Annotated in this window: 10 protein-coding genes; 4 read left to right on the forward strand and 6 right to left on the reverse strand. The window is 66.7% G+C overall.

The annotated features are described in order from the left end of the window. Window positions 1-84 precede the first annotated feature (84 nt). The 6 genes from J0I99_RS15445 to J0I99_RS15470 all read right to left on the reverse strand — a co-directional run bounded on the left by J0I99_RS15445 (window position 85) and on the right by J0I99_RS15470 (window position 6,008). Window positions 85-705, reverse strand: coding sequence for a LysE family translocator (locus J0I99_RS15445; RefSeq protein ID WP_291398534.1), 621 nt, complete (start codon window positions 703-705; stop codon window positions 85-87). Between the two features lie 15 nt (window positions 706-720). After that, window positions 721-2,124, reverse strand: a complete 1,404-nt coding sequence (locus J0I99_RS15450) for an NAD(P)(+) transhydrogenase (Re/Si-specific) subunit beta (protein WP_291390762.1) — start codon at window positions 2,122-2,124, stop codon at window positions 721-723. Next, on the reverse strand, window positions 2,124-2,519 hold the full coding sequence (locus tag J0I99_RS15455) for an NAD(P) transhydrogenase subunit alpha (protein WP_363278208.1): 396 nt from the start codon (window positions 2,517-2,519) through the stop codon (window positions 2,124-2,126). Before J0I99_RS15455 ends, J0I99_RS15450 begins: the two co-directional genes overlap by 1 nt. Then, window positions 2,520-3,692 carry a Re/Si-specific NAD(P)(+) transhydrogenase subunit alpha gene (locus J0I99_RS15460; RefSeq protein ID WP_291390755.1) on the reverse strand — a complete coding sequence of 391 codons (1,173 nt, stop codon included), beginning with the start codon at window positions 3,690-3,692 and terminating at the stop codon, window positions 2,520-2,522. 61 nt (window positions 3,693-3,753) lie between these two features. Beyond that, window positions 3,754-4,005, reverse strand: coding sequence for an aa3-type cytochrome c oxidase subunit IV (locus J0I99_RS15465; RefSeq protein WP_291390756.1), 252 nt, complete (start codon window positions 4,003-4,005; stop codon window positions 3,754-3,756). Window positions 4,006-4,181: 176 nt separating this feature from the next. After that, a complete protein-coding gene (locus J0I99_RS15470) occupies window positions 4,182-6,008 on the reverse strand; it encodes a M3 family oligoendopeptidase (protein WP_291398535.1) in 1,827 nt (608 codons plus the stop codon). A gap of 180 nt (window positions 6,009-6,188) precedes the next feature. Here J0I99_RS15470 and J0I99_RS15475 point away from each other — a divergent pair, with 180 nt between their 5' ends. From J0I99_RS15475 to dxs, 4 genes are all read left to right on the forward strand, one after another. Further along, window positions 6,189-7,673 carry a sigma-54 dependent transcriptional regulator gene (locus J0I99_RS15475; protein WP_291398536.1) on the forward strand — a complete coding sequence of 495 codons (1,485 nt, stop codon included), beginning with the start codon at window positions 6,189-6,191 and terminating at the stop codon, window positions 7,671-7,673. Between the two features lie 172 nt (window positions 7,674-7,845). Further along, the gene (locus tag J0I99_RS15480; RefSeq protein ID WP_291398537.1) at window positions 7,846-9,519 is read left to right on the forward strand and encodes a L,D-transpeptidase family protein; all 1,674 of its coding nucleotides are present in this window, start codon (window positions 7,846-7,848) and stop codon (window positions 9,517-9,519) included. Between the two features lie 269 nt (window positions 9,520-9,788). Beyond that, window positions 9,789-11,399 (forward strand): DUF882 domain-containing protein, encoded by a 1,611-nt coding sequence (locus J0I99_RS15485; RefSeq protein WP_291398538.1) that lies wholly within the window; start codon window positions 9,789-9,791, stop codon window positions 11,397-11,399. 94 nt (window positions 11,400-11,493) lie between these two features. Continuing rightward, entirely contained in the window at window positions 11,494-13,416 is a 1,923-nt protein-coding gene (gene dxs, locus J0I99_RS15490) for a 1-deoxy-D-xylulose-5-phosphate synthase (protein WP_291398539.1), read from the forward strand. The last annotated feature ends 14 nt before the right edge of the window (window positions 13,417-13,430 follow it).

A 13,430-nucleotide genomic window follows, 5' to 3' on the forward strand; every position in this document is an offset into this window, starting at 1 on the left:
GAGCCTCGCAAGCACGCACATGCAGGTAACCGGCCCTTCCCCCGCCGCGGCGTCGGTCGAACACCATGGCCGCCTGCTGGGTCGTCACCAGGCGCGGTGCGTGGAGATCGCCAGCCAGGCGGCGATGAGTGCCAGGAGCGCCGAGAATACGAGCCCGGCGCCGCGCCGCAGTCGGTCCGACGCCAGCAAGGGCTGCAGCAGGCTGGCAAGCAGCACGATGCCGAGGTGAATGATCGTTGCCACGGCCACATAGGCTGTCGTCAGCACCAGCGCCTGCGGTGCTGCCGGGGCGTCGGCGCCGATGAAATTGGGGAGCACCGCGACGTAGAAAACCGTCGCCTTGGGATTGATCAGGTTGCTGATCAGGCCGCGCCGGAAATAGGCGGCAAGGCTATTGCCATCCTTCGCGCCACCAAGGGGCTGGCGAGATTGCTGATAGCAGTCCCAGGCGAGCCAGACCAGGAACGCCACCCCGCCCCAGCGCAGCGCCTCGTAGAGCCAGCGCGTCTCGCTGATGAAGCTGCCCAGTCCGAAACCGGCGGCCAGCCCCAGGACCAGCAGCCCCAGCGCCACGCCGGAGACCGCCGCCAGCCCTGCCGGCCGGCCGCGATCGAGGCTCAGCACCACCAGATACCCCATGTTGGGACCCGGCGTCAGCTCGATGGCAAGGCTGGTCAGGACAAAAGGCAGGAGTGCCTCAAGCATTCCTGCCTCACCAGATCAATGCCCGAGGGCCTTCACGATATCCTCGGTGACCTTCTTGGCGTCGCCGAACAGCATCATGGTGTTGTCGCGGAAGAACAGCTCGTTCTGCACCCCCGCGTAGCCCGCCGCCATGCCGCGCTTGATGAACAGCACCGTGCCCGCGTCCTCGACGTTCAGCACCGGCATGCCGTAGATCGGCGAGGTCTTGTCGGTCTTGGCCGCCGGGTTGGTCACGTCGTTGGCGCCGATGACGAAGGCGACGTCGGTCTGGGCGAACTCGGAGTTGATGTCCTCGAGCTCGAACACCTCGTCGTAGGGCACGTTCGCTTCCGCCAGCAGCACGTTCATGTGCCCCGGCATGCGGCCCGCGACGGGATGGATGGCATACTTGACCTCGACGCCCTCAGCCTTCAGCAGGTCCGCCATTTCGCGCAGCGCGTGCTGGGCCTGCGCCACCGCCATGCCGTAGCCGGGGACGATGATGACCTTGCCGGCGTTCTTCATCATGAAGGCCGCGTCCTCGGACGAGCCCTGCTTGACCGGGCGAGTCTCTTCCTCGCCCGACCCGGCCGCGGCGGCGTCGCCGCCGAACCCGCCCAGGATCACCGAGATGAAGCTGCGGTTCATCGCCTTGCACATGATGTAGCTGAGGATCGCGCCCGACGAGCCGACCAGCGCGCCGGTGATGATCAGCGCCGTATTGCCCAGCGTGAAGCCGATGCCTGCCGCCGCCCAGCCGGAGTACGAGTTGAGCATGGAGACGACCACCGGCATGTCGGCGCCGCCAATCGGGATGATCATCAGCCCGCCCAGGACGAGCGCGACGATGGTGATGGCCCAGAACCAGATCGGGTCGACGGTGACCGCGAACAGCCAGATCAGCGCCACCAGCAGTACGCCGAGCGCGATGTGGATCAGGTGGCGCATCGGCAGGATGATCGGCTTGCCGCTCATGTTGCCGTTGAGCTTGGCGAAGGCGATGACCGAGCCGGTGAAGGTGAAGGCGCCGATGGCGACGCCGAGGCTCATCTCGATGATGGCCTGCGCGTGGATATGGCCGGGCGAGCCGATGCCGAACGCCTCCGGCGCGTAGAGCGCCGCAGCCGCGACAAACACGGCGGCAAGACCCACCAGCGAGTGGAACGCAGCCACCAGCTGCGGCATGTCGGTCATCTTGACCTGACGCGCCAGCACCGCGCCGATCGCCCCGCCGATGGCGAGGCCGCCGATGATCAGCAGCCAGCTGAGCCAGTCGGACACACCGGCGACCAAGAGGGTCGTGACGATGGCGATGGCCATGCCGACCATGCCGAAGGTGTTGCCCTGCCGGGCCGAGGCGGGGCTCGACAGCCCGCGCAGCGCCAGGATGAACAGGACGCCCGAGACCAGGTAGAGGACTGCGGCGAGGCTGGCGTCGATCATTTAGCGGCTCCCGCCGTGGTCTTGGAGGGCGCTTCCTTCTTCTTGTACATCGCCAGCATGCGCTGGGTGACGAGGAAGCCGCCGAAAATATTGACGCTGGCGAGGATCAAGGCGAGGAAGCCGAACAGCTTGCTCACCCAGTTGCTGTCGGCCGCGAGCGCCACGCCCACGGCCAGCAGCGCGCCCACCACGATCACCGAGGAAATGGCGTTGGTGACCGACATCAGCGGCGTGTGCAGCGCCGGTGTCACGCTCCACACCACGAAGTAGCCCACGAAGATCGCGAGCACGAAGATCGACAGGCGGAAGACGAACGGATCGATCGCGCCGCCGGTGGCGACGCTTACCGCCGCCGTGAGGGCATCCGCTGTGTGTTCGGCGGTCTGTTCCATTTACTGCGTCCCCTTGGCGCCAGCGGGCGTAGCCGCCGACGCGCCAGCATCGAGCTTTATGTTGGGATGGACGATGGCGCCGTCGCGGGTCAGCACGGTGGCCTTGACCAGCTCGTCGTCCCAGTTGATCGCCAGCTTCTTTTCCTTCTTGTCGATCAGCGTCTCGAGGAAGGACACGAGATTGCGCGCATAGAGCTGGCTCGCCGAGGTGGCGAGCCGGCCCGGCACGTTGGTGTAGCCGAGGATGGTGACGCCGTTGGCGGTAGTCGCCACGCCGCCCGGCTGCGTCAGCTCGACATTGCCGCCGCGCTCGGCCGCCAGGTCGACGATCACCGAACCCGGCGCCATCGACTCGACCATTGCCCTGCTGACCAGCTTCGGCGCCGGCCGGCCCGGGATCAGCGCCGTGGTAATGACGATGTCCTGCTTGGCGATATGGCCGGCGACCAGCTCGGCCTGCGCCGCCTGCTCGTCCTTGGTCAGCTCGCGCGCATAACCGCCCGAACCCGACGCATCCTTGAGCGCGTCGGTCATGATGAACTTGGCACCCAGCGATTCGACCTGCTCGCCGGCCGCGGCGCGCACGTCCGTCGCGGTCACCACGGCGCCGAGGCGCTTGGCCGTCGCAATGGCCTGCAGGCCCGCCACGCCCGCGCCCATGACGAACACCTTGGCCGGCCGCACCGTACCCGCCGCGGTCATCATCATCGGCATGGCGCGGTCGAACGCGACCGCCGCATCCAGCACCGCCTGGTAGCCGGCTAGGTTGGCCTGGCTCGACAGCACGTCCATCACCTGCGCGCGCGTGATGCGCGGCATGAACTCCATGGCCACGGCGGTCACGCCCGCCTTTGCCAGCGCCGCGATGTCGCCCTCGTGGCCGTACGGGTCCATCGTCGCGACGACCAGCACGCCCGGCGCCGCGCCCGCGATGGCGTTCGCTGCTGGCCGCCGCACCGCGAGCACGATGTCTGCGCCCTGGATCGTGGCGGCAGCGGTGCCGACGCTGGCGCCGGCCTTGGCATACTCGGCGTCCGGGAGCCGGGCGAATTCGCCTGCCCCGGCCTCGATGGCGACGTCCGCGCCCAGCCCGATCAGCTTGGTGACAGTCTCAGGGGTCGCCGCAACCCGGGTTTCGCCCTCTGAGCGCTCCCGCAACACCGCTATCTTCATCAATGTCTCCAGAGCCTCGTGGGCCGGCCGTCAACGGTGGCCACGCGCGATAGTCCAACCGTCAGGTGCGGCGGGATCCGAGGACCACGACCCCGAGGATGAGGGCGGGGATGGCCAGCAGCAGCAGCGTGCCGATGATCGCGTTGTGCCCCTCGATGAAGGCATACAGCGAGAGCACGATCAGCGCCGACGAAACGATGCCCCACTTCACGAAGGAGATGAAGCCGCGATAGGTGCCCTCGTGCATGGCATAGTCCATGGCGGGCGGCAGGTCGGCGGCGTTTGCCGAAGCGGTGGCGGGTTTCTTGGCCATCAGGTCCTCAAGTCCGGTTCGTCGAAATTTCGGAGGTGCTGCCGATCCGCGACGCGACACAGCGCGCCGCACCGCAAACCGGAAAGCCCTCGATCGTTCTCTTACTTCGCCACAATCCGCCGCACAAGCGCACGCGGCGGAACGTCACTGGGACACAAGTCTATGGGACTGAGGTCCTATTGCTGCGTCGCTTCCAGCTCGTTGATCAGCCGTTCGATCATGCCCAACCCCAGGTCCCAGAACTTGGGATCGCGCGCATCGAGCCCGAACGGAGCGAGCAGTTCGGAGTGGTGCTTGGACCCGCCGGCCTGCAGCAGCTCGAAATAGCGCTCCGCGAAGCCCTCGCTCGATTTCTCGTACTGCGCGTACAGCGAGTTCACGAGGCAATCGCCGAACGCATAGGCGTAGACGTAGAACGGCGAGTGAATGAAGTGCGGGATATAGGCCCAGAAGATGTCGTAGCCGTCGTTGAGCTTGATCCCCGGCCCCAGGCTCTCGGCGCCGATATCGAGCCAGATCCGGTTGAGATCGGCCGTGGTCAGCTCGCCTTCCTTCCGCCGCGTGTGGACCTCGCGCTCGAAGGTGTAGAACGCGATCTGCCGCACCACCGTGTTGAGCATGTCCTCGACCTTGCTCGACAGCATGGCGAAGCGCTGCTTCGGATCGGTCGTTTTCGCCAGCATCGATCGGAACGTCAGCATCTCGCCGAACACCGAGGCCGTCTCGGCCAGCGTCAGCGGCGTCGGCGCCATCAGCGCGCCCTGCGGCCCCGCCAGCACCTGGTGCACGCCGTGCCCCAGCTCATGCGCCAGCGTCATCACGTCCCGCGCCTTGCCCAGGTAGTTGAGCATCAGGTAGGGGTGCGCCGACGGCACGGTCGGATGCGCGAAGGCGCCGGGCGACTTGCCGTCCTTGGTCGGCGCATCGATCCAGCCCTGGGTGAAGAACGGCTGTGCGATCTCCACCAGCCTGGGCGAGAACGCGCCATAGGCCTCAAGCACGGTTTCGGTCGCAGCCGTCCAGTCGTAGACGCGATCGTCCGAGGTGGGCAGCGGCGCGTTGCGATCCCAGGCGTTGAGCTGGTCCTTGCCGAACCACCTGGCCTTCATCTTGTAGTAGCGGTGCGAAAGCCGCGGATAGGCGGCGCGCACCGCCGCCTGCAGCGCATCGACCACTTCGCGCTCGACCGAATTCTCGAGGTGCCGGCTGTCGGCGATGTCCTTGAAGCCGTGCCAGCGGTCGGAGATTTCCTTGTCCTTGGCCAGGACGTTGGTGATGTGCGTGAACAGTCGCTCGTTGCCGTGCAGCGTCGTCGAGATCCCCCGGAACGCCGCCTCGCGCTTCGTCTCGTCCTTGTCCGACAGGTAGTTGAGCGTCGATTCGAGGTTCAGTTCCTCGCCCTCGACAGTGAACTTCAGGCTCGCCATGGTCTCGTCGAACAGCCGGTTCCAGGCCGAGGCGCCGGTCACCGACTTCTCGTGGAATAGCTCCTCGATCTTGTCCTCGAGCTGGTAGGGCTTGGCCTTCCTCAACTCGGCGAACCATGGCCGGTAGCGGCCGAGGTCGGCATTGCCGGCCAGCGCCTGCTCCAGCACGGCCTCGTCAATGCGGTTGAGTTCCAGCCCGAAGAAGATGAGTCCGGTGCTGAGGTCGGTCAGCGCCTGGCTGAGGTCGCCGAGGAACTTCACCTTGTCGGCGTCCTGCGTGTTCCGCACATATTGCAGGAACGCATACGAGCCGAGCTTGCCCGTGAGGTCGCTCAGCGCCTCGTAGCGCTTGATCGCCTCGACCAGCCTGCCCGCCTTCGCCAGCCCCTCGAGCTTGCCCTTGTAGTCGGACTCGAATGCCTTGGCCTCCGCCTTCGCCTTGGCGAGATCGAGCTTCAGCTGGTTGGAGTCGTTGCCGGGATAGAGGTCATCGAGGTTCCAGACCGGGAGCTTCCCGAGTTCGTTGTGCCCCTTCTGTGCGGTCGCTTCGGCGGCGCGGGTCAACTCGTTCTTCACTTCCATCACCTCGGAACTTCAAAGCGCGCGACCATAGCCACAGGGTACCGCGATGTGAAGCGGAACCCGGATTGGTTAGCCTTAATGGCCTCTTAACCCCCCGGACTCATCCTGCCTCAAAACGGCACAGCGCGATTCGTCGTCCGGCGGGTCGTGCAACGACAGAGTCTTGGAGGACCAGTGACGCGCGTTCTGATCGTCGACGATGACCCGGTGCAGCTCAGGCTGACCTCCGAGGTGGCCAGCCGCGCCGGATTTGCCGCGGTCACCGCCACCGGCGGAAAGCAGGCGCTGGACCTGCTGCGGGCCGATGCCGGCATCGGCGCCATGGTGCTCGACCTCGTCATGCCCGATCTCGACGGCATGGCGGTGCTGGAAGCCATGCGCCGCGAGGGGCTTTCCACGCCCGTCATCGTGCAGACGGCGCACTCCTCGCTCGAAATGGTCGTCTCCGCCATGCGCCAGGGCGCGGCGGATTATTTCGTCAAGCCGGTCGCCCCCGAGCGCCTCGTCATCTCGCTGCGCAATGCGCTCAAGCTGGCCGAGCTCGAGACTCTGGTCCGCACCGATCGCAGCCGCATGAGCGGCACGCTCGGGGTCGGCGACATCGTCACCCGGGCGCAAGGCATGGACCGGGTCCTGAGCCTGTGCGCCAAGGCGGCCAGGTCGACCTTGCCCATCATCGTCGAAGGCGAGCCGGGGGTCGGCAAGCAACTCATCGCCCGCGTCATCCATGGCTCCGGCGATCGAGCCGGCAAGCCCTTCGTCACCGTCAACTGCGGCGCGCTGACGACCGACGAGGTCGAATCGGCGCTGTTCGGCCATCGCAAGGGCGCCTTCGCCGGGGCGACATCGGACGAGGCCGGCAAGGTCCTCGAAGCCCAGGGCGGCACCCTGTTCCTCAACGAGGTCGGCGAGCTGCCGGACGAGCTCCAGGCCAAGCTCCTGCGCGTCGTCCAGGAGGGCGAGATCGTGCCGGTCGGCGCCGAGCGCCCCGTGCGGGTCAACGTGCGCATCATCTCCTCGACGAGCCGGCGCCTGCTCAACCTCACCAAGGCCGGGCAGTTCCGCGAGGACCTGTATTATCGGCTCAACGTCCTGCCTATCTATGTGCCGCCGCTGCGCGACCGCACAGAGGACATCCCGCTCCTCGTCGATCACTTCATCGGCCGCCTCGCCGCGGAATCGGGCAAGCGGGTGGCGGGTATCTCCGATGCCGCCCTCGAACTGCTCCGGCGCTACAACTGGCCCGGCAACATCCGCCAGCTCGAGAATGCCGTGTACCGGGCGGTCGTGCTCTGCGACGGCGCCTATCTCGAGACCGTCGATTTCCCGCAGATCGTCGCGCAGAGCGCCGGTCGCGAGGAGGCGATCAGGCTGGCGGCGGCCGCGGCGGCCCCTTCAGCCCCCGTTCACATCGACGATGCGAGCGTGCCGGCGCGGGAAAGCGCGAACCGCTCGACCATGCCCGATCGCTTCGTCGCCCAGAACGGCGAAGTGGCTGCGCTGGCCGACGTGGAGCGCGAGTTGATCGGCTTCGCCCTGCGCCACTACGGCTTCCGCATGTCGCGGGTGGCCCGGGCGCTCGGAATCGGCCGCTCGACCCTCTACCGCAAGTTGCGTGAGTACGGCCTGGATGAGGGACTCGAAAGCGACGCGGCCTAGGAAAACCTAGCGTGCGTTGCATCGAGTCCACAGCCGCGGCTCACAAGATCGCGAGGAATTGTCAGCGTTAAGTTTTGTGGGCTAAGCAAAATCGCAGCAGGGGCAAAGTCCGACTCCTCCCGGTCGAGTTTTTCCCGCCCCGGCGCGCCCACATGAGGGCACGGAGTACCTGATGCTAAAGCTCAAGGCCTTGTTGTTGGCGGGTACGGTGGCTTTTGCGCCCCCGGCTGTCGCGCTGGCGCAGGAAGTCGTCAACGTCGCCGGCATCGAGGCGACGCGCGTCGTCATCGCGCCGCCCAAGACCGAGCTCGCCCGCATCATCAAGGCCGGCCTGTCGCAGGCCTATGCCTCGGCTGAAAAGGGCACGCGCGCCTACGAGCAGACCCAGAGGCTCTACTTCTTCTACGGGGCCCGCCACTTCGAGCCGCTCTGGCTCAGCAAGGACGATTCGGGCACCATCCACTTCTCCGCCAATGCGGAGAAGATCATCGACGTCTTCAAGAAGTCCGAGCTCGAAGGCTTCCGCCCTGCCGACTACCTGACCCCCGACCTCGACGTCGCCGCGGCCGGGACCGACCCGGCGAGGCTCGCCGCCCTCGAGACCGCCTTCTCCGCCGCCACCATGCGCTATGCGCAGGATGCCTTCGGCGGCCGCATCAACCCGCTCGACGTCAACAAGACCTGGACGATCACGCCCAAGCGCGTCAACGAGGCCGAGCTGCTGGTCAAGCTCGCCGCCAGTACCGACCCAGGCAAGGTGCTGCTCGACCTGTCGCCGACCCAGCCCGAGTTTCTTGGCCTGAAGTCGGCCCTCGCCAAGTTCTATGACGGCACCGTCATCGATGCCGCCATCACCATTCCCGAGGGCAAACTGCTCAAGCCCGGCATGTCGGATGAGCGCGTCACGCTGCTGCGCCAGCGCCTCAACGTGCCCGAGCCCGACATTCCGGAGACTGCCGGCGCCGAGGCCCAGGTTGACATCACCTACGACGCGCCTCTCGTCGAGGCCGTCAAACAGTTCCAGGCGAGCCTCGGGCTCAATGCCGATGGTGCCATCGGTCCGGCCACCATCGCCGCCCTCAACGGCGGCGCGGCGACCACCAAGGAAGACATCATCGCCAACATGGAGCGCTGGCGCTGGGAGCCGAACGAGTACGGCGACTTCCAGGTGACGGTGAACATCCCCGAGTTCCGCCTGTGGATCGTCGACCACGGCGACATCGCCTACACCACCCGCGTGGTCGTCGGCCGCCCGCAGAACCAGACGCCGCTGTTCAACAACGAAATCCGGCACGTCGTCGTCAACCCGTACTGGAACGTGCCGCCCTCGATCGCCGTCAACGAGATCAAGCCGCACCTGATCGCCAATCCGGGCTATCTCGCCAGCCAGAACATGGAGATGCTGTCGGGCGGCAAGGTCGTCAACGCCTCGGCCATCGACTGGACCCAGACCAACATCAACAACTTCCACATCCGCCAGAAGCCGGGTGCCGGCAACGCGCTCGGGCAGGTGAAGTTCCTGTTCCCCAACGAGCATGACGTGTACCTGCACGACACGCCGTCCAAGTCGCTGTTCTCGCGCTCGTTCCGCGCCTACAGCCATGGCTGCGTGCGCGTCGAGAATCCGATGGAGTTCGCCGACGCCCTGCTCAAGCTCGAGCCCTCGATGAATGCCAGGACGCTCGAGGCGGCCTTCGGCGACAAGGAACGCTGGTTCAACCTCACCACCAGGATTCCGGTCCACATCTCCTACTTCACCCTGCGCGTCGACGCGGACGGCACCATCCGTTCCTATGGCGACGTGTACGGCATGAACGAGCGGTTGAAAGAGCTGCTCGCCAAGTAGAATTGCCCGCCGGGCGGGTCTAGAGTCTCGGGGCCGGCGTCCATCGACGCCGGCCCTTGTTGTTCCTGCGTTTGGATGGAACGGCCAAGCGTTTACGGCCGCTTAGGAATTTGGCCTTGGTTCGGCCGGATTTCCTGCCTAAAAATGTGAACGTGGCCATCTCGCCTTGGCTACGGACCGTTAGCGTTAACAACTTCTCATCCATCCGGCGCTACGGTTTTGACTGGTATCGGGTTGCAACGGGTCGTCGGGGCGTGTTGGGGAAACTATTGCAGATCTGGCGGGCGCTTCCGCGGCTGTTGCTTGCCGCGACGATGGCCATGACCGTCCTGCTGCCACCGACCACCGCGCCGGTGAGCGCCGCCTTCGGCAGCACCGGCGGCCAGGGCGACCGCACCCTTTGGCTGCACCACACCCACACCGGCGAAACCGCCCGCTTCACCTTCAAGCGCAACGGCAAGTACGATCAGGCCGTGCTTCGCCAGATGAACGTCTTCCTCGCCGACTGGCGCACCAAAGAGCCCACGAAGATGGATCCCGCCCTCTTCGACCTGCTCTGGGAAGTGTACCAGGAAGTCGGCGCCAGCCAGCCCTACAACATCGTCTCGTCCTACCGCTCGCCCAAGACCAACGCCATGCTGCGCGCCAAGTCCTCCGGCGTCGCCGAGAACAGCCAGCACATGCGCGGCAAGGCGATGGACGTGTTCATCCCGGGCGTGAACCTGTCCAAGCTGCGCGCCACCGCCATGAAGCACCAGGTCGGCGGCGTCGGCTTCTACCCCACCTCCGGCAGTCCTTTCGTCCACATGGACACCGGCAACGTCCGCGCCTGGCCGCGCATGACCCGGGCCCAGCTCGAAAAGGTCTTCCCCGACGGCAAGACCCTGCACGTTCCCGTCGACGGCAAGCCGCTCTCCAGCGCCGGCCGCGCCTTTGCGCAGGCCGAGTGGAGCAAGTGCCACACCGTGCCCTGCGACGGCGATGCCATCTACCAGCCGGCCCCGGAAGTCATGCTGGCCGACAATGCCGGCGAGGCCGCGCCCATCCCGGCCAACCGCCCGCGCACGTTGGCCGGCGGCGAAGCGACGGTGCTGCTGGCTTCGGCCGAGCAGCCGGCGCAGCGGCTGGTGTCGACCTTCGAGGTCGTTGCCCCCGTCCCGGTCCGTCGCGGCCTGCAGATCGCCACCTTCGACACCGCGGCCTACGAGGCCGTCGGCGCACCTGTCCCGCTGATGAAGTCCGAGCGCATCCAGCTCGCCACCCGCGGTCGGATCGAAGGGGAGACGGCGGTAGCCGCGCTCGAGGCCATCGACATGCCCAAGCCGCGCGTGCTGATGACCCCGCGCAGCGATGAGATGGTCACCGCCTACGTGCCCACCAGCACCAGCCCCGAGGCGCAGAAGGCGCTCGAGATGATCATCGAGCGCGAGACCGCCGTGGCGCCGGCCCTGCCCACCCGCGAGCACCTGCTCGACCAGGCCACGATTCAGACCGCCTCGCTCGGCGGCACCGAGACCCTGGCCGGTCTCAAGGGCATGTTCGACATGACCTTCAACGCCCTGACCGGCGCCAGCGCGCCGCAGCCGATCCAGCAGGCGCTCGCCGACCTCGCCGTTTCCCGCCAGCCGAACCGGTCGATCGGCCTGCGCGAGATCGACCTCGTCGCCCCCGAAATCGACCACGTCAACGATACCCTGGTCGAGCCCGTACCGATGCAGTCGGCCTTCTGGGCGGAGATGACCGAGGCCGAGGGCTATCTCGACAAGGGCACCGAACTCGGGCCGCTCACCGGCCGCGTCGCCTTCCTTCCCGACAATGCCGCAATCCCCGCCTATGACCGCTTCGTGACCAGCGGCCTGCAGCTGGTCGCCGAACGCTAGGAAGCTGCGCCGGCAGGGACGTTGCATTGCCGATCCCGAGCCTCTAAGTCATGAGGCGACAGACCGGCTCGTTACCGGCCAAGGATCGGTACATTTGGACAAGCCGCAGACACCGCTGCTCGACACCGTCTCGACGCCCGCGGACCTCAAGTCCCTGTCGCGTGAGGAACTCCGCCAACTGGCCGACGAGCTGCGTTCCGAGGTCATCGACGCCGTGTCCGTCACCGGTGGGCATCTGGGCGCCGGCCTCGGCGTGGTCGAGCTCACCGTTGCGCTGCACGCCACCTTCGATACGCCCGACGATCGCCTGATCTGGGACGTCGGCCACCAGGCCTATCCGCACAAGGTGCTGACCGGCCGCCGCGACCGCATCCGCACGCTACGCCAGAAGGACGGGCTGTCCGGCTTCACCCGCCGCGCCGAAAGCGCCTACGATCCGTTCGGCGCCGGTCATTCCTCCACCTCGATCTCGGCCGGCCTCGGCATGGCCGTGGCATCGGACCTCAAGGGCGAGCGACGCAACGTCATCGCCGTGATCGGTGACGGCGCCATGTCGGCCGGCATGGCCTACGAGGCGATGAACAATGCCGGCGCCATGGATGCCCGGCTGATCGTCATCCTCAACGACAACGACATGTCGATCGCGCCCCCCACCGGCGCCATGCGCTCCTATCTGGCCAAACTCGTCTCCGGCCCGTTCTATCGCGGCTTCCGCGACACGGCGAAATCGATCACCGAAAAAATGCCGCGGATGATCCACGAGACGGCCCGCAAGACCGAAGAGTTCGCCCGCTCCTTCTTCACCGGCGGCACGCTGTTCGAGGAGCTCGGCTTCTACTATGTCGGCCCGATCGACGGCCATAACCTGAATGACCTCATGGATGTGCTTCACAACGTGAAGACGCACGAGGGCGGCCCGGTCCTGGTGCATGTCGTTACCCGGAAGGGCAAGGGCTACGCCCCGGCCGAGGATGCCGCCGACAAGTATCACGGCGTCAACAAGTTCAACGTCATCACCGGCGCCCAGGCCAAGCCGCCGTCGAACGCCCCGAGCTACACCGCCGTCTTCGCGCAGGCCCTCGTCACCGAGGCCAGGGCGGACGAGCGTGTCGTCGCCGTCACCGCGGCCATGCCCAACGGCACCGGCCTCGACAAGTTCGCCGAGCTGTTCCCGACCCGCGTCTTCGACGTCGGCATCGCCGAGCAGCACGCCGTGACCTTTGCCGCCGGCATGGCGACCGAGGGCATGAAGCCGTTCGTCGCCATCTACTCGACCTTCCTGCAGCGCGCCTACGACCAGGTGATCCACGACGTCGCCGTGCAGGGCCTGCCCGTGCGCTTCGCCATCGACCGCGCCGGCTATGTCGGCGCCGACGGCCCGACCCATGCCGGCAACTACGACAACGCCTATCTCGGCGCCATTCCCGGCATGGTCATCATGGCCGCTGGCGACGAGGCCGAGCTCAAGCACATGGTCGCCACCGCCGCCGCCTATGACGAGGGCCCGATCGCCTTCCGCTATCCGCGCGGCGACGGCCTCGGGGTGGAGCTGCCCGAGCGCGGCAGCGTGCTCGAAATCGGCAGGGGCCGCCTGCTGCGCGAGGGCAAGTCCGTGGCGCTGGTCAACTTCGGCACCAGGCTGGGCGAAGTGATCGCGGCCGGCGAGAAGCTGATGGCCTACGGCCTCACCCCCACCATTGCCGACATGCGCTTCCTGAAGCCGCTCGACGAAGAGCTGTTGGCCCGCCTGGCCCGCGAGCACGAACTGCTGATCACCATCGAGGAAGGCGGCATCGGCGGCTTCGGCAGCCACGTCGCGACGTTCCTCGCCAGCAACGGCCTGCTCGACGGCAAGCTGAAATTCCGCCCCCTCATGCTGCCCGACACCTTCGTCGAGCAGGCGAGCGTCAACGACATGTATGCGGCGGCGGGCCTCGATCGCGCCGGCATCGTGGCGACCACGCTGACCACCCTCGGCATCGACAGCGCCAAGGCGGCCAAGTCGACGCTGGCCTGAGGTTTCGATCTCTC

This window comes from Devosia sp. (assembly GCF_017307495.1).
In the GTDB taxonomy this organism is placed as follows: domain Bacteria; phylum Pseudomonadota; class Alphaproteobacteria; order Rhizobiales; family Devosiaceae; genus Devosia_A.